Raw genomic sequence first — 18,558 nt, forward strand, 5'->3', positions numbered from 1 at the left:
GAATTCCGATGCGGAGATGCCGCGTCGGAGATCAGGGAGGGGAATCGAGATGATCGAGAACGCACTGCAGGAGTTGAAGACTCGAATCGTTCTGTTCGGAGTGGAGGACGATGGCATGTCGACCGCGGAGTACGCGATCGGGACCATCGCGGCCGCGGCGTTCGGGGCGGTGCTGTACACGGTGGTGACCGGCGACAGCATCGTCACGGCGTTGACGGGGATCATCGATCGAGCGCTGAACACAGCCGTCTGAGCCTGACCGATGACGACGGTGCCGTGACGGTGGAGGCGGCGTTCGCGATCGCGTCCATCGTCGCGGTGATCGTGGTGTGTATCGGGGCGATCGTGTCGGTGACGATGCACATCGGCTGCGTCGATGCGGCCAGGGAGGCAGCGCGGTTGGCGGCCAGAGGGGATACGAACCGGGCTGTCTCGGTGGGGGAGAGGGTCGCGCCGGAGGGGGCTCGCATCACGGTGACCGAGGACGGGGAGTTCTTCGTCGCGCGGGTGGAAGTGGCGAGTCCGCTGCCTGGGTTGACGTTGTCTGCTGAGGCGGTTGCTGCTGCGGAACCGATTGCCGCGGAATGAGGCTCGCTTTCGGGAGGGTGCTGCGTGATGACGAAGGTGGCGCGACGGTGTTGGCGGCGCTGGCGATGTCGGCCTTGATCGTTGTCGTGGTGATGGTGATGCACGTCGGCTCGGCGGTGGGTGCTCGGCATCAGGCGCAGTCGGCGGCCGATCTCGCGGCGCTGGCCGGGGCGGGGGCCCTCGATCGTGGAGTGGCCGATGCGTGTGAGACGGCGCGGGGTTTGGCGGGGCGAATGGGGACCGTGTTGCGAGAGTGCACGATCGCCGACTGGGACGTGATCGTGACGGTGGGCCAACCGGTGTTCCTCGGTCGCTTCGGAATGTCCGACGCCATCGCCTCGGCGCGGGCGGGTCCGGGGTGACGGGCGGGTCGGCCCGCTTGCCCGCCCCGGTCCGCCTCGCCCGCTGGCCGAATTCGCAAATGCGCGCGCGTTGGTCAGGTGCGCGGGGATTCGCCTCGTCTGGCCAGCGATTTCGCGAGCGTTCAGCGAATGCGCGCGCGTTTGCGTCGAACCCTGGCCACGAACCCCGGCCTACAGCGGTCAGCGCGTCGTGAAGGTGCGGGCCCCGGAATGTAGAGGAGCGAATCGAGTGAGTTGGGTGACGTGCTCCGGTGTGAGCTCCGCGAGTGAATTGACCTGCAGCAGTTGCATGGTGCGCACTACCTCTTCGCGCAGGATCTCGATCATGCGGTCGACGCCGGCTCGCCCTCCGGCCATCAGGCCGTACAGGTAGGCCCGGCCGACGAGCGTGAACGACGCTCCCATCGCGATGGAGGCGACGATATCGGCACCGTGCATGATTCCCGTGTCGACGGCGACCTCGAAATCGGAGCCGACTTCGCTCACCACCTGAGGCAGCAGGTGGAAGGGAACGGGGGCCCGATCGAGTTGTCGGCCTCCGTGGTTCGACAGGATGATTCCGTCGACTCCCAGTTCGGCGAGACGGACCGAATCCGCCACCGACTGAACACCTTTGACGACCAGCTTGCCAGGCCAGATCCCTCGGATGACGTCGAGATCCTCGAACGAGATCGATGGATCCATCGCTGAATTGAGCAGCTCTCCTACCGTGCCGCCGGTAGAGGACAGCGATGCGAACTCGAGCTTGGCCGTGGTGAGGAAGTCCCACCACCACCAGGGCCGCGGGATGGCGTTGGCGATCGTCGACGCGGTCAACTGCGGCGGGATGGAGAATCCGTTGCGCTTGTCGCGCAGTCGTGACCCGGCGACGGGCGTGTCGACCGTGAACAGGAGGGTGTCGAAGCCTGCCTTCGCGGCGCGTTCGACCAGCCCGAACGAGATGTCGCGGTTGCGCATGACGTAGAGCTGGAACCAGTTTCGTCCGTTCGGATTGGTGGCCTTGACGTCCTCGATCGACGTGGTGCCCAGGGTCGAGAGGCAGAACGGGATTCCGGCAGCTCCGGCTGCGGCAGAACCGGCGTATTCGCCCTCGGTCTGCATCAGGCGAGTGAATCCCGTCGGTGCGATGCCGAACGGGAGCGCGGACGGTCCGCCGAACACCGTCGTCGAGGTGTCGACGTGGGAGACGTCCCGCAGAATCGAGGGGTGGAATTCGACGTCACGGAAGGCCTGTCGAGCCCGCGAGAGCGAGATCTCGGCGTCGGCGGCACCGTCGGTGTAATCGAATGCTGCGCGTGGGGTGCGTCGACGTGCGATGGTGCGGAGATCGTCGATGGTGAGTGCGGCGCTGAGGCGTCGGCGACGCAGGTTCAGATCGGGCTTTTTGAACGAGAGGACCTCGCGCAAATCGGTAGCTTTGGGCATCTGCCGGGTGATGGGCATGTCACGTTCTCGATTCTGTGGGCTGATTGTGGTGAGTGGTGGGGACGACGGGTCAGGGGAGCATCCAGGCCAGTACCGAACTCTGGAGTCCGACCAGGAGACAGATCGCAAGCAGCAGGCCGAGGCTCCACCCGATGACTTTTCGGAAGATCTCGGACTCCCGCCCGACCAACCCCACCGCGGAAGCAGCGATGGCGAGATTCTGCGGGCTGATCATCTTTCCCACCACACCACCCGAGGTGTTGGCGGCGACCAGCAGGGTGGGGTCGATGCCGGCGTTGATCGCTGCAGTCTGCTGCAGCGTCGCGAACAACGCGTTCGCGCTGGTGTCCGAGCCGGTGACCGCGGTTCCCAGCCACCCGAGAATCGGGGAGAGGTAGGCGAAGAATGCGCCGGTGCCGGCAATCCAGGTTCCGATGGTGATGGTCTGCCCCGACTGGTTCATCACGTAGGCGAGCGCCAGAACCGCGCCCACCGTGAGTGCGGAGAATCGGAGTTTGATCAGAGTGCTTCCGAACAGCCGGGCGGCGTCGGGAGCGCTGACGCGGTAGACGGCGGCGACGATGACACCGCAGATCAGGAGCAGTGTTCCCGGCGTGGACAGCCAGGTGAACTTGTAGATGGTGGTGGTGGCGGGGGAACCGGCGGCGGTGAGGATGTTGCCGTCGAGACCGGGCCACGGTACGGCGATGTCGGTCGAGGCGAGGAACCCGGCGACCGGGGACCACAGCTTGGCCATGGAGAACACCGCGATGACGAGCAGGTACGGGAACAGTGCGAGCCACACTCGTTGGGTCGTCAGCGGCGCGGCCTCGATGGTGCGGGTGGCGACCGGCGCAGGCGTGATCGGCGCAGTGCCGGAGCTCCCCGAATCGAGGTCGGCATCTCTGGCCAGGAGGATGCGTTCGCGCGCCTCATCGGATCCGGTCGGCTTCCAGAACCGCAGAACCACGACTGCTGCGGCGATGCCCGCCAGTGAGGCGATGATGTCGGTCAACTCGACCGAGATCCAGGTTGCGCTGACCCACTGCGCGACGGCGAACACGACACCGACGGCCAGTGCGACCGGCCACGTCTGGGCGACGCCGCGTCGACCATCGGTGAGGAACGCGATGAACAGCGGTACGAACAGGGCGATGAACGGGGTCTGGTGACCCACGTACGCGCCGATCTCGTGGTAGTCGATTCCCGTCAAGTTTCCGGCGGTGAGGATCGGAATGCCGATGGCACCGAAGGCAACCGGCGCGGTGTTGGCGAGCAACACGACGACGGCTGCGCGCATCGGAGCGAAACCGATGGCCAGAAGCATGACACCGGTGATGGCGACGGGAGCACCGAATCCGGCGAGGGCTTCGAGTAGCCCGCCGAAGCCGAACGCGATGATGATCGCCTGGATACGCGGATCGTCGGAGATGGCATCGATGATGCGGCGCAGGTCGTCGAATCGTCCGCTCGTCACGGTCAACTCGTACAACCAGATCGCACAGATCACGATCCACACGATGGGAAATAACCCGAAGGCGAAGCCTTGTGTTGCCGACAGTCCGGCCAGGTTCACCGGCATGTCGTAGGCCAGAACCGCCACCGCCAATGCGACGACGAGCCCGGCCAGACCGGCGAAGTGGGCTTTCCACCGAAGAAGTCCGAGCGTGACGAAGACCGTCAACAGCGGCAGGCAAGCCACCGCTGCGGACAATCCCATGCTGTCCGCGAGCGGTGCGAGATCGGGTGTGTACACAGCTACTCCATTCAAGACCTTCAAGGTGTGTGAGGTCTGACCACACAGAGAATGATATGGATCACACTCAATGGGGTCAAGAGGCTCGAGGCACAGACCAACTTCTGGTTGGATGATCGCTATGGCAGACGACGCTGGACGGACGCATAACGAAACGCTTTCGTGGAAGCCGGTCCGGCGCGCCCGCGCGCACGAGCTGGTCATCGACGCAATCGAGGAGCGCATCATGGCTGGTGATCTCCGCGTCGGGGATCCGCTGCCGCCCGAGCGGGAGTTCGCAGCTCAGCTCGACGTCAGCCGGGCTGGGGTCCGTGAAGCCGTGCGCGTCCTCGAGAGCAGTGGAATTCTGCGGTCGTCACCGGGTTCCGGTCCCGGAGCCGGCACCTTCGTTGCGGCACTGCCGCGGCCGGCACTCACACGTCTCCTTCGCCTGCACGTCGCGCTGACCAACTTTCGGATCGATGACTTGATCAGCACGCGAGTTGCGCTCGAGCGGGCAAGTGTTCACCTTGCCGCGGTGGCCCCCGATCAGAACAAGCTTGCGCAGGCGAGGGCCGCCGTGGAAATCATGGCAGCGCGGGGTGTCACCCGAGAGGTCTTCAACGACGCCGACACGAACTTTCACATCGCCTTGGCCGAGGCCTCGGGTAACGACTTCGTCGCGTCCCTCACCGCAGCAATCCGGGAGTCGATGCGTGCGCCCATCCTCGCCGCGCTGTTGGAGATCGAGGATTGGGACTCGTTGGCCGACAAGCTGAATACCGAACACCGGCAGATTCTGGCGGCCGTCGAAGCCGGTGACGCAGAGCTCGCAATGAAGTCGGCCGAACAACACATCCGGTCGTCCGCTGCGTCCCTGTTCATTCGCAACAGCCCGGAACCGACGTAGCATCGGCTGTCGCAGGTTCGCGTACCCGCGGATCTACGAATGTCGTTGTGCAGGTAACGGATTCCGCTGTACGCCCGTGAGTTCGCGCCTTGCGCCCAGCGACCGCGAATGCGCGCGCGTTTGTCAGGTGCGCGCGATATAGCCCCGTTCAGCAGCCGATTTTGCACGCGTTCAGCGAATGCGCGCGCGTTTGCGCCCATCGCTGGACCGTCACTGGACCGGCGCTGGACCATCACTGGACCGGCGCTGAATCGGAATCCCCGGACTCAACCCTCCCGAGTGATGGCCGCCAGTACCGCCGTCAACACTCGAACAGCACCGTCTTTGTCCAATGGATCGTTGCCGTTTCCGCATTTGGGTGATTGCACACAGGAGGGGCAACCAGTCTGGCATTCGCAGGAGACGATGGCGTCTTTGGTGGCCGTGAGCCAATCGGCGATGGCCACGTGACCGCGGTCGGCGAAGCCTGCTCCGCCGTCGTATCCGTCGTAGACGAACACTGTAGGCAGGCCGGTGTCGGGGTGCAGAGCCGTCGACACTCCGCCGATGTCCCAGCGATCGCACGTCGCCACCAGGGGCAGCAGCCCGATGGCGGCGTGCTCGGCCGCGTGCAGTGATCCGGGGAATCGTTCGTACGGAACTCCGCTGTGCTCGAGCAACTCCGGGGTGATGGTGTACATGACGGCTCTGGTGTCGAGTGTCTGTGCGGGCATGTCGAGTTCGATGGAGTCGAGTACCTCGCCGGAGAGGAGGCGTCGCAGATATCCGACGACCTGATGGGTGACGTTGACCTGCACCAGTGCGACGCGTACTTCGCCGTAGTCGACGGATTCGTGCACCGCGGTGATCGAGATGTCGGTGATCTCGCGGGCCGAGGTGTTCCACTCGGGCTGCTCGGCGTGCACCAGTGCGAGGCCGGCATCGAGATCGAGGTCGTCGACCACGAACGACTCACCCTGGTGAATGTGGACGGCACCCGGGTGGGCGGTGGCGGGCGCTCTGCCGCCGTCGACGGTGCCGAGCATGCGACCGGACTCGCCGTCGACGATGGCCACCTGCACCCCGGTGCCGCCGCGAATGTTCACCGCACCGTGCGGCGACAACTGCTGCCCCTCGGGAGTGATGAACCACCCGTGCGGACGCTTGCGCACATAGCCTTTCAGTTCGAGTTCCTCGAGCACCGATTCCGCGCTCAGCTCCTCGGCCTCGACGAGGGTGATCGGTAGTTCGACTGCAGCGCAGAGCAATTGCGGAGCCAGGATGTACGGGTTGGTGGGGTCGGTGACGGTCGCCTCGACGGGCTTGTCCAACAGAGCCGCCGGGTGATGCACCAGATATGTGTCGAGTGGATCGTCGCGCGCAACGAGCACCAGTAGCGAGCCCTCCCCGCGTCGACCGGCCCGGCCGCCCTGCTGCCAGAACGACGCGACGGTGCCGGGAAAGCCGGCGACGATCACCGCGTCCAAACCGGCGATGTCGACGCCCAGTTCGAGCGCATTGGTGGTGGCGACGCCGAGCAACGTGCCGTCGGACAGATCGGATTCGAGTTTGCGCCGATCCTCGGCCAAATACCCTGCGCGATAGGCGGCGACGCGTCGTATCAATTGCGGATCGACGTCGGCGAGAATTCTCTGGGTCCCCAGCGCGGTCACCTCGGCTCCGCGCCGGGACCGCACGAATGCCAGAGTTCGCGCGCCCTCCACCAGTAGGTCGGCCATGATGCGCGACGCTTCCGCACCTGCGGATTTCCTTACCGGAGCTCCGTTTTCGCCGGTGATCTCTTTGAGTAGTGGTGGTTCCCACAGTGCGACGGTGCGGGCTCCGTGCGGGGATCCGTCTTCGGTGACTTCCGCGCACGGCGCTCCGATGAGTCGACTTGCGGCGCGTCCGGGTTCGGAGGTCGTGGCGCTGGCGAGAACGAACACCGGCGATGCTCCGTACCGTGCGCACAGGCGTCGTAGCCTGCGGAGCACGAGCGCGACATTGGATCCGAAAACGCCACGGTAGTAATGGCATTCGTCCACCACCACGTAGCGGAGGTTGCGGAGGAATCGCGACCACCGCTCATGCGAGCCGAGGATGCCGAGATGCAGCATGTCGGGATTGGTGAAGATCCAGCGCGCATTCGCGCGGGCCCACTGACGAATCTCGATCGGTGTATCGCCGTCGTACGCACTCGGGAACACCTCGGCGAGTTCGTCTGACACCGAACGCAACTCGTCGGTGATCGAGATCGTGGTGCGCAGCTGATCGGCACCGAGGGCCTTGGTGGGGGCCAGATACAGCGCGGTGGCCCGGGCGTCGGCGGACAGCGTCGTGAGGATGGGGAGTTGATACGCCAGCGACTTACCCGACGCGGTGCTGGTCGAGAGCACCACATGACTGCCCTCGGCGGCGAGTGTTGCCGCACTTGCCTGATGCGTCCAGGGTTGTGAGATCCCACGAGAGGTGATCACCTGCACCACTTCCGGGCCCACCCACGACGGCCAGGAGGAGAACTGGGAGGCGCGTGCCGGCAGTTCGGCGACGTGGGTCAACGGGCTCTCGCTCGCAGGCGATCCCGCCAATACTCGATCCAGCAACCGCTGCCCGTAGCTCCCGGCCTCCGCACCGCCCAGCGGATTCTTCTCGCTCACGGGCCTCCATGCATTCGTTCGATCTACAAGCGCCGTCGGGCTGTTCGCGACAACCCCATGCTAGCGGGGACCTGCTCAGCTCCTTCGCGCCCTGGTGGGAGCAGCAATTCGCTTGTCGGATGTTGTCCGTTTCTACAACACGGACAAAATGTTCGAAAACGGTCGACTTTCGACTGTTGCGAACGCGGAGTTCATGGTTCACTTGACGCGGTCGCAGCTTCTGTGTTCGTTCTACGCTCGCAGGATCTAATGTTGCGGGCGCGGTACTGGAAGAGCTCGTCCGTCAGGGGGAATCCTGAGGGGGATTCGTAGAAAGTGCAGCGGTCGGAACCGGCCCGATGGACCGAAAGTGCGCTCCATCGAATCCGGTGTTAGAAAGAGAAGGAAAAGCATGGCACAGGGAACTGTGAAGTGGTTCAACGCCGAAAAGGGCTTTGGATTCATCGCACCAGAAGACGGCTCCGCTGACGTTTTCGTTCACTACTCCGAGATCCAGGGCAGCGGCTTCCGCACCCTCGAGGAGAACCAGCGCGTCGAGTTCGAGGTCGGACAGGGCACCAAGGGTCCTCAGGCCACGGGCGTTCGCGCAGTCTGATTCTCTTCTCTTCGGAGTCGAGATACTCATCCCCCTTTCCCATCGGCCTACTACAGGCGATGGGAAAGGGGGATGTTTCGTTCGGGCGAACCACCGGGGAGCGTCGAAAGCCGTGAGCGCGGACGCCGATGTCCTAATGTCCATGCTGTGAACCAGCTGTCCTTCTTCTCTGCCGAGTCGTTACCGCCCGCGGTGACCGATCTCAGCGGGCTGCTGGCTGCCACCGGGCATGTCGTCACCTCGGCGGGTGCGGCCCGTATCTCCGTCGTGGTCGACGCGCAGTGGCGCGCGGATGCCATCGCCGAACTCATCGAGCAATGCGGTCTGACGCCGGAGCTCGGTCGGTCGGAAGAGGACAGACCACTGGTGCGTACCGCGTCGGTGCCCGAACTGTCTGCATTGGCGTCTCTGTGGACCAAGGGCGCTGTCAAGGCCGTCCCGCCCGGTTGGGTACCGGGTTCCCGTGAACTGCGCGCCTGGGTGCTCGCATCGGGTCGTCCCGAGGCCGAGGGGGAGCGCTACGTGCTCGGCCTCGATCCCCATGCGCCGGAGACGCACGCCGTCCTGGCTCAGTCACTGATGCGCGCGGGTATCGCGCCGACGCTCATCGGCACGCGCGGATCCAATCCTGGCCTCCGAATCACCGGTCGACGTCGGCTGTTGCGACTGACCGAGAACGTCGGCGAGGCTCCACAGAACGTGGACGCACGTACCAATTGGCCCCACGCCGAGTAGAACGATCTGTGACTGATCTGCGAGTATTTGGCCGACGTATGTCAGTCTGTTAGTAGTGGGACAGGCAAATCTGCCTGTGAAAACGCACTAGGGAAGGTTCGGCAGCAAGGTGGCAGCACGTAACAACGGCACGGGGGACAGCTCCGCCGAGCCACGTCGTCTGGTCATCGTCGAGTCTCCGACCAAGGCAAAGAAGATCGCCCCGTACCTCGGGAGCAACTACGTCGTCGAGGCCTCCGTCGGCCACATTCGCGACCTTCCCCGCGGTGCCGCGGATGTTCCCGCGAAGTACAAGGGTGAGCCCTGGGCGCGTCTCGGCGTGGACGTCGACCACGACTTCGAGGCCCTCTACGTCGTCTCGCCGGAGAAGAAGGGCAAGGTCGCCGAGCTCAAGAGCCTGCTCAAGGATGCCGACGAGCTCTATCTCGCCACTGACCCCGACCGCGAGGGTGAGGCCATCGCCTGGCATCTCCTCGAGACCCTGAACCCCAAGATCCCCGTTCGACGCATGGTGTTCCACGAGATCACCAAGCCGGCCATCCTCGCCGCAGCGGCCGATACCCGCGACCTGGACCAAGACCTGGTCGACGCCCAGGAGACGCGTCGTATCCTCGACCGTCTCTACGGCTACGAGGTCAGCCCGGTGCTGTGGAAGAAGGTCATGCCGAAGCTCTCGGCAGGCCGAGTGCAGTCCGTGGCCACCCGCATCGTCGTCCAGCGCGAGCGCGAGCGGATGGCGTTCCGCAGTGCCGAGTACTGGGACATCTCCGCCACGCTCGACGCCGGAGCCGACGCCACCCCGCGCAGTTTCGGAGCCCGCCTGGTCAATGTCGACGGCAATCGCGTCGCCGCCGGTCGCGACTTCGGGGCCGACGGCAAGCTCAAGTCCGATGCGGTGACCGTCCTCGACGAACCGCGTGCCCGACGCCTCGCCGAGGCTCTCGAAGGCGTCGACCTGACGGTCGCGTCCGCGGAGGACAAGCCGTACACCCGCAAGCCGTACCCGCCGTTCATGACGTCGACGCTGCAGCAGGAAGCCGCCCGCAAGTTGCGCTTCAGCTCCGAGCGCACCATGCGTGTCGCGCAGCGACTGTACGAGAACGGCTACATCACCTATATGCGTACCGACTCGACGACGCTGTCCGCGTCGGCGATCTCGGCGGCACGTACCCAGGCGACCGAGCTCTACGGACCGGAGTACGTCCATCCGTCGCCGCGTCAGTACACCCGCAAGGTCAAGAACGCGCAGGAGGCCCACGAGGCCATCCGCCCGTCCGGTGATGTCTTCCAGACGCCCGGTCAGTTGCACTCGGCCCTGCAGACCGACGAATTCCGCCTGTACGAGCTGATCTGGCAGCGCACGGTCGCGTCGCAGATGGCCGACGTGCGCGGCACCACGCTGACACTGCGCATCACCGGAACGGCCGGAACCGGCGAGGAGTGCACGTTCTCCGCTTCGGGGCGCACCATCACGTTCGCCGGCTTCCTCAAGGCCTACGTGGAGAGCGTCGACGATCAGGCCGGCGGACAGTCCGACGATGCCGAATCCCGTTTGCCCGCACTGGTTCAGGGCCAGGCCGTCACCGCCACCCAGCTCGATCCCGACGGTCACACCACCAACCCGCCCGCGCGGTTCACCGAGGCGTCGCTCATCAAGACGCTCGAGGAGCTGGGCATCGGTCGGCCGTCGACGTATTCGTCGATCATCAAGACCATTCTCGACCGCGGTTACGTCTACAAGCGCGGCAGTGCACTGGTGCCGTCGTGGGTGGCGTTCTCGGTGGTTGCGTTGCTGGAGGCTCACTTCGGGCGTCTGGTGGACTTCGACTTCACCGCAGGCATGGAGGACGACCTCGACGCCATCGCGGGAGGCCGTGAGCGACGCGGCAATTGGCTGCAGAGCTTCTACTTCGGCGGCGACACCGGTGCCGAGGGTTCGGTGGCTCGCTCCGGTGGACTGAAGAAGATGGTCGGCCAGAATCTCGAAGAGATCGACGCCCGCACCATCAACTCCATCCGTCTGTTCGACGACTCCGAGGGTCGCGAAATCCATGTGCGCGTGGGCCGTTACGGTCCGTATCTCGAGCGCATGGTCAAGAACGACGATGATCCCGACGGCGATCCGATCAGCCAGCGCGCCAACCTGCCCGACGATCTTCCGCCGGACGAGTTGACGATCGACTTCGCCGAAAAGCTTTTCGCCACACCGCAAGAGGGGCGCAAGCTGGGTGTCGATCCGCTGACCGGTCACGACATCGTCGCGAAGGAAGGCCGTTTCGGTCCCTACGTCACCGAAATCCTGCCCGAGCCGGAACCCGAACCCACGCCCCCCGAGCCCGATATCGTCCCGGTGCCGTCCGGCAACGACGGTGACGGTGGCGGTGGCGTCAAGACCGCGGTGAAGAAGGCGGCGGCCAAGAAAGCTCCGGCCAAGAAGGCGGCTGCGAAGAAGGCAACCGGCCCCAAGCCGCGCACCGGTTCTCTGCTCAAGTCCATGGACCTGGCGACCATCACGCTCGAGGATGCGCTCAAGCTGCTTTCGCTGCCCCGCGTCGTCGGAGTCGATCCGGAGTCCAAGGAAGAGATCCTCGCGCAGAACGGTCGATACGGCCCGTACCTGAAGAAGGGCACCGACTCTCGCTCGCTCGCCGACGAGGATCAGATGTTCACCGTCACCCTGGAAGAGGCGTTGAAGATCTACGCCGAGCCCAAGCGTCGGGGTCGTCAAGGCGAAGCCAAGCCACCGCTGCGTGAGCTGGGCGTCGACCCGATCAGTGAGAAGCCGATGGTGATCAAGGACGGTCGCTTCGGGCCGTACGTCACCGACGGCGAGACCAACGCCAGCCTGCGCAAGGACGACGAGGTCGAGTCGATCACCGACGATCGTGCGTCGGAGTTGTTGGCGGACAGGCGCGCTCGTGGTCCGGTGAAGAAGAAGGCACCGGCGAAGAAGGCCGCCGCCAAGAAGGCTCCGGCCAAGAAGGCCGCAGCGAAGAAGGCTCCGGCAAAGAAAGCTGCTGCCAAGAAGACGGCCACCAAGGCCACTGCCTCCAAGACCACTGCCGCGAAGAAGGCCCCGGCCAAGAAGGCCCCGGCGAAGAAGACCGACACCGAGTAACCGCCGAGCTCGAAGTTATGGACGTTTTCCGTGCCGTATCCATCCACAACTTCGAGTTCGCGGGTTCGGGTTGTCGGCCCCAACCACTAGGGTTGCGTGCATGGCGGGTGTGTTCGATCGATTGGTCGGTCAGGAAGATGTCGAGGCCGATCTGACGGCCGCTGCGGTAGCCGCTCGCACAGGCGTCGACTCGTCGGCGATGACGCATTCGTGGCTGTTCACCGGCCCACCCGGATCGGGTCGTTCCATCGCTGCCCTGTGCTTCGCTGCGGCATTGCAGTGCACCACCGAGGGCACTCCCGGGTGTGGGCACTGCCAGGCGTGCTCGACGACCATGGCCGGTACCCACGGCGATGTGCGACGCGTCGTGCCCGAGGGATTGAGCATCAGCACCAAGGAGATGCGAGACATCGTCTCCATCGCCTCGCGTCGCCCCAGCACTGGGTTGTGGCAGGTGGTGGTGGTCGAGGACGCCGATCGGCTCACCGAGGGTGCCGGAAACGTGCTGCTCAAGGTCGTCGAGGAGCCGCCGGCCAAGACGGTGTTCCTGCTGTGCGCGCCGTCGGTCGATCCGCAGGACATCTCGGTGACACTGCGCTCGCGGTGCCGGCACGTCTCGCTGGTCACGCCCACGGTGCCGGCGATCGCGCAGGTGCTGCAGACCCGCGACAAGCTCGACGCCGAGACGGCAGAGTGGGCCGCGTCGATCAGCGGCGGCCACGTGGGCAGAGCGCGCCGCCTCGCCACCGATGAGGACGCCCGAGCGCGTCGTAAGCGCGCACTGGCTCTGGCGTCGGCTGCAGCTCGGCCCAATCAGGCTTACCTCGCGGCCGAGGAGTTGGTGAAGGCCGCCGAGGACGAGGCCAAGGAAATGAGTGCCTCCCGCGACGAGGCCGAGACCGAGGAATTGCGGACCGCTCTGGGTGCGGGCGGTACCGGCAAGGGTGCGGCGGGTGCGCTGCGCGGCTCGGCCGGGGTGCTCAAGGACCTCGAGAAGCGGCAGAAGTCGAGGGCCACCAGAACCGGGCGTGATTCACTCGATCGCGCGCTGATGGATCTGGTGGGCCTGTATCGAGATGCGCTCGCGCGCTCGTACGGATCGACCGCTACGGCCACTCACCCCGACATGGCCGAGCAGGTCGAACGGATGGCAAAAGCGGTGTCTCCCGAGGCGCTGCTGAAAAGTATCGAGGCGATCCTCGAATGCCGAGAGTCGTTGGCAGTCAATGCAAAACCCAAGTTCGCGATCTATGCGATGGTGGCGACGCTGGGCGACGTGCTGCGTTAGGGGCCGAGCCCGCCTCGCCGCTCGAGGGAGGGCGATTTTCGTTTCGACGTGATGCTCCGTTAGACTCACCAACGCCGAAAGGCACGCCGCCTTAGCTCAGTCGGTAGAGCATTTCACTCGTAATGAAAAGGTCAAGAGTTCGATTCTCTTAGGCGGCTCCACCAGCAGGCCCTCGATACGCACCAGCGCGTCGGGGGCCTTTTTGGTTGTCGATCCAGCGCTGCATCGGCCTGTTCGTGACGTCGGTCCTGCAAGATGACTTCATGCGAACCGATAGCACCCGCGGTGATCTGATGACAGCCATCGTCACCACCGGCAACGGTGGGTACGACAACCTCGTCGTGTCCGAGGTGCCGATACCCGTGCCGGGCCCCGGGGAGGTGCTCGTTCGAGTGTTGGCCGCGGGGATGAACAACACCGAAATCAACACACGCGTGGGCTGGTACGCGGACGGCGGGTGGAACGACGCGACGCCTTTTCCGCTGATTCAGGGCACGGACTGCTGCGGTCTCGTGTGTGCGAGTCCGGGGACGGACGAATCCATCGTCGGCCGCCGTGTCCTGGTTCGATCGTGCATGCGCGTCGACGGCTTCTCGTCGGGCGAGACGCGGTGGTTGGGTTCGGACATGGACGGCGCGTTCGCGCAGTTCGTCGTCGTTCCGGCGAGCGAGATCTTTCCGGTCGACTGTGGGTGGACCGATGCGGAGTTGGCGACGATTCCGTGTGCCTACGGCACGGCGGAGAACATGATCGCTCGCGCGGGGGTGCATCGAGGGTCGACAGTGCTCATCACCGGCGCGTCGGGCGGAGTCGGTTCTGCCGCAGTGCAACTCGCCGCTCGGCGCGGTGCCCGCGTGATCGGCGTCGCCAGCCGGGCCAAGCACGACCAGCTTCGCGAACTCGGCGTCCACGAGGTCTACGGGCGCGATGTCGACGTGGTGGACGCCCTCGGCAAGCACAGCGTCGATGTGGTGATCGACAACGTCGCAGGCGACGGTTTCGGTCCGTTGCTCGACGTCCTCGTTCGTGGGGGAACATACGTGTCCTCGGGTGCGATCGCAGGACCCATCGTCGCGTTGGATCTACGGACGATGTACCTGAACGACCTGACGCTCCTCGGCTGTACAGCGTGGGACGAGGACGTGTTTCCGAACCTCGTGTCGTACATCGAGGCCGGTGAGATTCGTCCTTTGTTGGCCGAGTCGTTTCCGCTCGAGCAGATCGCGGCCGCCCAGCAGCGCTTCCTGGAGAGGGACCACGTGGGGAAGTTCGTGCTCGTTCCTCCGGTGGTCCGCGATCAGGCGTGATCTGCAGGCACACTGGACAGAGTGTTCGCCTCCCTCGCCCCGGCTCGCCGTCGACTCTTGTATGTCGTGCTCGCCCTCGTATTGGTCGCGGTCGTCGCGGCTGTGGCGGCCTTCGTCGCATCACGCCCCGCGAGCGACCCCGTCGCGAGCGTCGACCAGTCCGTTCCCGGCCCGGTGCTGCTGATCCCCGGGTTCGGCGGATCCACCGACTCGCTGGAGGTGCTCGCCGCCGAACTACGGGAGGACGGTCGCGACGCCACAGTGGTGGCCCTGCCCGACGGTGGCGTCGGCGATCTGACCGTGCAGGCGCAGACCCTGCGCGACGCCGTCGACGCGGCTCTGGCTCGGACGGGAGCGACTTCGGTCGACGTCGTCGGGTATTCCGCCGGTGGGGTGGTGGCCCGGCTCTGGGCCGCCGACCTGGGCGGTGCCGAGCAGGCCCGACGCATCGTCACTCTCGGCTCCCCGCACCACGGCACTCAGGTGGCGGCGCTGGCGGCCCAGTTCGTGCCCGACCAGTGCGCCACCGCTTGTCAGCAGCTCGCCCCGGACAGTTCCGTGTTCGCCGCCCTGAACTCCGGGGACGAGACCCCGGATGGGCCGCAGTGGGTGTCGATCTGGACCGAGTTGGATCAGGTGGTGACCCCGCCGACGTCGGCCGAACTCGACGGGGCGGTCAACATCCCCGTTCAGAGCGTGTGCGCGGACTCGACCGTCGATCACGGGAACCTGCCGCGCGATCCTCTGGTCGGTGCGATGGTCTCTGCCCAGTTGGACGGCGACTCCACCACCGAGCTCGGCGCAGCTGATTGCAGCCGTCTCAGCTCGTGATGTCCTTGGTGGTGAAGTTCGCCCACGCCGCGCCGAGAAGAACGACGACGTAGACGCCCTGCACACCGACGCCGCGCATCAGGTCCCGCGTCGGCACCGGGTCGCGGAACAGGTCGACGAAAGCCAACCAGTATCGCGTCGGCAGGTACGGCGCGATGGCGTCGGCGGCGTCCAGCGTCAGCAGCAGCGAGCTCGCGATGAGGAACGCCAACGCGCCCAATGTCGCGGCGAGCGGGGAGTCGGTCAGGGTCGAGAGGAACAGGCCCATGGCGGCGACTCCGAGCATGGACATGGTCACGTAGAGCACGGCGATGACGGTGCGCGTGGCGACCTGTTCGTCGGTCAGCACTGTGCCGGACACGCTGGAGACGCCCCCCAGGGTCGTGACGTCGAACAGCGTCGTGCCGACGAAGTATGCGATGACGGCCACGACGACGACGGCCAGCAGCACGAAGGCGGCAACCGAGACCAGCTTCGCCACCAGTAGTTTGGTTCGTCCCACCGGGCGGGCGAGCAGGTAGCGCAGCGTGCCGGCCTGGGCCTCCCCGGCGACGGCATCGCCTGCGATCACCGACACGGCGACGGGCAGGAACAGCGGGAGCACGATGGCGAGAGCTGCGAGCGGAAACAGCTGGCCGTTGGTGGTCACCGCAGAGAGGAAGGCGGGGCCTTCGCCGGGACGCGGACCGACGTCGGTGAGGGCGAGGAGGCCCGCGACGATGGTCGGCAGCAGATTGAGCAGAAGGATGACGACCCAGGTGCGGGGTCGGCTCAGCATTGCGCGCAGTTCGACGCCGATCATGCGGTCACCTCGGTCCGGGTGGCGCTGTCTCGAAGTGCGCCGGGGGCGTCGACTCTGTCGGAACTGGCCCCGGTGACAGCAAGCACGGACTGTTCGAGGCTCATCCGCTGCTCGCTCAGCTCACTCACCCGGACACCTCCCTCGACGAGGAGCCGGTTCAGCTCGGCTGGGTCCCGGTGCTCGACGACGAGTTGCTGACCCACACGTTCGAGCACCGTGGCCCCGTCGACGCCGGAGAGCACGGAGACCGCGTGGGCGGGATCGGCGGTGCGCACCGACACCCGGCCGGTGGACCGCTGCATCGAGGACAGCTGGTCCTGTAGGACGAGTCGACCTCGGTCGAGCACTCCCACTCGGTCGCACAGTTGTTCCACCTCGGCCAGCAGATGGCTGGAGAGGAACACCGTGGTGCCCTGAGAGTGCAAGCCCAGCAGCAACTCTCGAATCTCGAGGATTCCCTGTGGGTCGAGTCCGTTGGTCGGCTCGTCGAGGATCAGCAGTTCGGGGGTACGCATCAGCGCCGCCGCCAGCCCGAGACGCTGCCGCATGCCGAGCGAGTACTGCTTGACCGGTCTGCGTCCCACTCCGGCGAGGCCCACCTGCTCGAGGGCTTCACCGACCCTGGTTTTCCGGGTCCGCCGGGACCCACCCGGACCGGCCGCGTCGAGCAGCGTGAGGTTTCTGCGTCCGGACAGGTTGGGGTAGGCGGCGGGGTTCTCGATCAGCGCCCCCACCCGTGGCAGCACGCTTCGGCGTCGCCGGGGCATCTCCTCGCCGAGCACCTGTATCTGCCCGGAGGTCGCCAGCACCAGGCCGAGCAGCATGCGCACGGTCGTCGTCTTGCCGGAGCCGTTTGCGCCCACGAAGCCGTAGATGTCGCCGGCGCGCACGTCGAGGTCGACACCGTCGACTGCCCGCACCGATCCGTAGCTCTTGGTCAGGCCGGTCGTGCGGATCATGTGGCTGCTCCTCCGAGCTGTTGGGCGGCGGTCGTCAGGGTCTCCGCGGTGACGGTGCCGGACAGCAGATAGCGACGCCGGTCGTCGGTGGGTCCGGTGACGAGGACGTTGAGTGGTCCGATCGACACCGCGACGCTGTCGTCGGTGACGATTGCCCCGGGGGCGGACTGCAACTGTTCGACGAGTCCGCCCGCGGCGCGTCGCGGCAGGGGAACGGCGAACAGTTCGGTCACGCCGCGGCCGTAGATTCCCACCGAACCCTGGCCTTCGCGGGGGCGCAGATCGAGGCCGGACAGGGTCGACGGCAGGCCTGAGGTGTCGAGCCGGTCGGCGAACGAGGCGATGTCGCCACCGTCCTGCTGCTGCACGTCGGTACCGGGCGGGGGAACGAAACGGACGGTGTCGGCATCGGGAATCTCGGAGGAGAAGTCGAGGAACGCGGTGCTGACGACCGGACGGGTGGCCCCGGCTCCCAGCACGTCGACCTGCAGCGGGAGCCCGCTGTCGGGGTCGACCCAGACGTCGACTCCGGTGACGGTGCTCTGCGGCTGGCTGGGGACGAGCCTCAGGCCAGGGGCGTCGCGACCGGCGATCCGGCGTGCCGGAAGCCGGGTGACCTCATCCGCGGTCGCCTCGCTCAGCAACCGCCGGCCCAGCTCCGGGGGGAGCAGGTCGGCCTCGCGTGGCAGGCGCAGGCTCGGTTCGGGGACCGGGGTCACCACGGCCGTGTTCTGCTCGTAGTCCCATCTCCACAGCCGCGTCGGGCTCCGGTAGAGACCGCGCTCACCGGCCAGACGCACGGTGTCGACGCGCCAGCTGTCCGGGGCGCGATACCAGGCACGCAGAGAGGTGGTGTCGCCGAGCAGATCCGGCAGGCCGCCGAGCCCCTCGGTCACCGGAATGATGACACCGCCGACCGCCTGGGCGTAGCCCGAGTACGGCGTCTCGGTGGAGGACATGACCTGTTCGAGCAGTTCGGTCGCGCCGATGTCGGACGGGTCGACGGGCAAGCGCGAGATCACCGAGGGAGTTGCGACGAGCACGGCGATGCCGAGCACCACCGCCAGCCACCGCCACTTCTTGCGCACCTCTTCGACCGTACGGACGTACCCGAGGTGCTGCATGTGAGCTGCACGACGCTCGCCGCTAGCCCCCGAGCGAGAACTCCGCGCGACCGTAACTCACACCGTTGATCTGGAGCTCGATGGAGTGTGGGCCGGGGTAGTACTTCCGTGTGGTCAGCGGCTTGAACGAATGCTGCCGCCGC

Annotated in this window: 16 protein-coding genes, 1 tRNA gene and 1 pseudogene; 12 read left to right on the forward strand and 6 right to left on the reverse strand. The window is 66.0% G+C overall.

Features of this window, described 5'->3' with window-relative positions; genetic code table 11:
- The first annotated feature begins 49 nt into the window (after positions 1-49).
- Genes CH256_RS22455 through CH256_RS22465 form a run of 3 tightly spaced genes read left to right on the forward strand, consistent with a single transcriptional unit; the run spans position 50 to position 950 of the window.
- On the forward strand, positions 50-253 hold the full coding sequence (locus CH256_RS22455) for a DUF4244 domain-containing protein (protein ID WP_068054150.1): 204 nt from the start codon (positions 50-52) through the stop codon (positions 251-253).
- A 23-nt stretch (positions 254-276) separates the two neighbouring features.
- Positions 277-588, forward strand: a complete 312-nt coding sequence (locus tag CH256_RS22460; protein ID WP_068054152.1) for a TadE family type IV pilus minor pilin — start codon at positions 277-279, stop codon at positions 586-588.
- Entirely contained in the window at positions 585-950 is a 366-nt protein-coding gene (locus CH256_RS22465; RefSeq protein ID WP_094670589.1) for an Rv3654c family TadE-like protein, read from the forward strand. The genes CH256_RS22460 and CH256_RS22465 overlap by 4 nt, the downstream gene beginning before the upstream one ends.
- A 180-nt stretch (positions 951-1,130) precedes the next feature.
- Here CH256_RS22465 and CH256_RS22470 read toward each other — a convergent pair whose 3' ends face one another.
- Positions 1,131-2,393, reverse strand: a complete 1,263-nt coding sequence (locus tag CH256_RS22470) for an alpha-hydroxy acid oxidase (protein ID WP_094670590.1) — start codon at positions 2,391-2,393, stop codon at positions 1,131-1,133.
- Positions 2,394-2,445: 52 nt separating this feature from the next.
- Positions 2,446-4,095, reverse strand: coding sequence for an L-lactate permease (locus CH256_RS22475; protein WP_218829152.1), 1,650 nt, complete (start codon positions 4,093-4,095; stop codon positions 2,446-2,448).
- 157 nt (positions 4,096-4,252) lie between these two features.
- Here CH256_RS22475 and CH256_RS22480 point away from each other — a divergent pair, with 157 nt between their 5' ends.
- The gene (locus CH256_RS22480) at positions 4,253-5,020 is read left to right on the forward strand and encodes a FadR/GntR family transcriptional regulator (RefSeq protein ID WP_094670592.1); all 768 of its coding nucleotides are present in this window, start codon (positions 4,253-4,255) and stop codon (positions 5,018-5,020) included.
- Between the two features lie 266 nt (positions 5,021-5,286).
- Here the strand turns inward: CH256_RS22480 and CH256_RS22485 are convergent, their stop codons facing one another.
- Entirely contained in the window at positions 5,287-7,656 is a 2,370-nt protein-coding gene (locus CH256_RS22485; RefSeq protein WP_179272183.1) for a DEAD/DEAH box helicase, read from the reverse strand.
- A gap of 391 nt (positions 7,657-8,047) precedes the next feature.
- On the opposite strand from CH256_RS22485, the gene CH256_RS22490 reads away from it, so the two are divergent.
- The 8 genes and pseudogenes from CH256_RS22490 to CH256_RS22520 all read left to right on the forward strand — a co-directional run bounded on the left by CH256_RS22490 (position 8,048) and on the right by CH256_RS22520 (position 15,530).
- The gene (locus tag CH256_RS22490; protein ID WP_005248460.1) at positions 8,048-8,251 is read left to right on the forward strand and encodes a cold-shock protein; all 204 of its coding nucleotides are present in this window, start codon (positions 8,048-8,050) and stop codon (positions 8,249-8,251) included.
- A gap of 147 nt (positions 8,252-8,398) precedes the next feature.
- The gene (locus CH256_RS22495) at positions 8,399-8,986 is read left to right on the forward strand and encodes a hypothetical protein (protein ID WP_037187885.1); all 588 of its coding nucleotides are present in this window, start codon (positions 8,399-8,401) and stop codon (positions 8,984-8,986) included.
- Between the two features lie 109 nt (positions 8,987-9,095).
- Positions 9,096-12,104 carry a type I DNA topoisomerase gene (topA, locus tag CH256_RS22500; protein ID WP_094670593.1) on the forward strand — a complete coding sequence of 1,003 codons (3,009 nt, stop codon included), beginning with the start codon at positions 9,096-9,098 and terminating at the stop codon, positions 12,102-12,104.
- A 116-nt stretch (positions 12,105-12,220) separates the two neighbouring features.
- Positions 12,221-12,259 (forward strand): annotated as a pseudogene (locus CH256_RS29040) (hypothetical protein).
- Positions 12,256-13,392: a DNA polymerase III subunit delta' gene (locus CH256_RS22505; protein WP_373454862.1), complete on the forward strand. Its 1,137-nt coding sequence runs from the start codon at positions 12,256-12,258 to the stop codon at positions 13,390-13,392. Before CH256_RS29040 ends, CH256_RS22505 begins: the two are co-directional and overlap by 4 nt.
- An 85-nt stretch (positions 13,393-13,477) precedes the next feature.
- A tRNA-Thr gene (locus tag CH256_RS22510) sits at positions 13,478-13,553 on the forward strand.
- 102 nt (positions 13,554-13,655) lie between these two features.
- Complete coding sequence (locus CH256_RS22515) at positions 13,656-14,699, forward strand: zinc-binding dehydrogenase (protein ID WP_218829151.1); 1,044 nt, start codon at positions 13,656-13,658, stop codon at positions 14,697-14,699.
- 21 nt (positions 14,700-14,720) lie between these two features.
- The gene (locus CH256_RS22520) at positions 14,721-15,530 is read left to right on the forward strand and encodes an esterase/lipase family protein (RefSeq protein WP_094670594.1); all 810 of its coding nucleotides are present in this window, start codon (positions 14,721-14,723) and stop codon (positions 15,528-15,530) included.
- On the opposite strand, the gene CH256_RS22525 is transcribed toward CH256_RS22520, so the two are convergent.
- The 3 genes from CH256_RS22525 to CH256_RS22535 are packed head-to-tail and all read right to left on the reverse strand — an operon-like array spanning position 15,520 to position 18,415.
- Positions 15,520-16,332, reverse strand: coding sequence for an ABC transporter permease (locus tag CH256_RS22525; RefSeq protein ID WP_068054172.1), 813 nt, complete (start codon positions 16,330-16,332; stop codon positions 15,520-15,522). The two genes, CH256_RS22520 and CH256_RS22525, sit on opposite strands and share 11 nt — an antisense overlap.
- On the reverse strand, positions 16,329-17,291 hold the full coding sequence (locus CH256_RS22530) for an ABC transporter ATP-binding protein (protein WP_094670595.1): 963 nt from the start codon (positions 17,289-17,291) through the stop codon (positions 16,329-16,331). Before CH256_RS22530 ends, CH256_RS22525 begins: the two co-directional genes overlap by 4 nt.
- A complete protein-coding gene (locus CH256_RS22535) occupies positions 17,288-18,415 on the reverse strand; it encodes a LolA family protein (RefSeq protein WP_094670596.1) in 1,128 nt (375 codons plus the stop codon). Before CH256_RS22535 ends, CH256_RS22530 begins: the two co-directional genes overlap by 4 nt.
- Positions 18,416-18,558: the final 143 nt, after the last annotated feature.

It is taken from the genome of Rhodococcus sp. 05-2254-6, assembly GCF_002258565.1.
Classification (GTDB): Bacteria; Actinomycetota; Actinomycetes; order Mycobacteriales; family Mycobacteriaceae; genus Rhodococcoides.

What these genes read in the sequence shown, in the direction of transcription:
- CH256_RS22455 (WP_068054150.1), top strand. Translation starts at nt 50, where the DNA reads ATGATCGAGAACGCACTGCAGGAGTTGAAGACTCGAATCGTTCTGTTC.
- CH256_RS22465 (WP_094670589.1), top strand. Translation starts at nt 585, where the DNA reads ATGAGGCTCGCTTTCGGGAGGGTGCTGCGTGATGACGAAGGTGGCGCG.
- CH256_RS22470 (WP_094670590.1), bottom strand. Translation starts at nt 2,393, where the DNA reads ATGCCCATCACCCGGCAGATGCCCAAAGCTACCGATTTGCGCGAGGTC.
- CH256_RS22475 (WP_218829152.1), bottom strand. Translation starts at nt 4,095, where the DNA reads ATGGGATTGTCCGCAGCGGTGGCTTGCCTGCCGCTGTTGACGGTCTTC.
- CH256_RS22480 (WP_094670592.1), top strand. Translation starts at nt 4,253, where the DNA reads ATGGCAGACGACGCTGGACGGACGCATAACGAAACGCTTTCGTGGAAG.
- CH256_RS22490 (WP_005248460.1), top strand. Translation starts at nt 8,048, where the DNA reads ATGGCACAGGGAACTGTGAAGTGGTTCAACGCCGAAAAGGGCTTTGGA.
- CH256_RS22515 (WP_218829151.1), top strand. Translation starts at nt 13,656, where the DNA reads ATGCGAACCGATAGCACCCGCGGTGATCTGATGACAGCCATCGTCACC.
- CH256_RS22525 (WP_068054172.1), bottom strand. Translation starts at nt 16,332, where the DNA reads ATGATCGGCGTCGAACTGCGCGCAATGCTGAGCCGACCCCGCACCTGG.
- CH256_RS22530 (WP_094670595.1), bottom strand. Translation starts at nt 17,291, where the DNA reads ATGATCCGCACGACCGGCCTGACCAAGAGCTACGGATCGGTGCGGGCA.
- CH256_RS22535 (WP_094670596.1), bottom strand. Translation starts at nt 18,415, where the DNA reads ATGCAGCACCTCGGGTACGTCCGTACGGTCGAAGAGGTGCGCAAGAAG.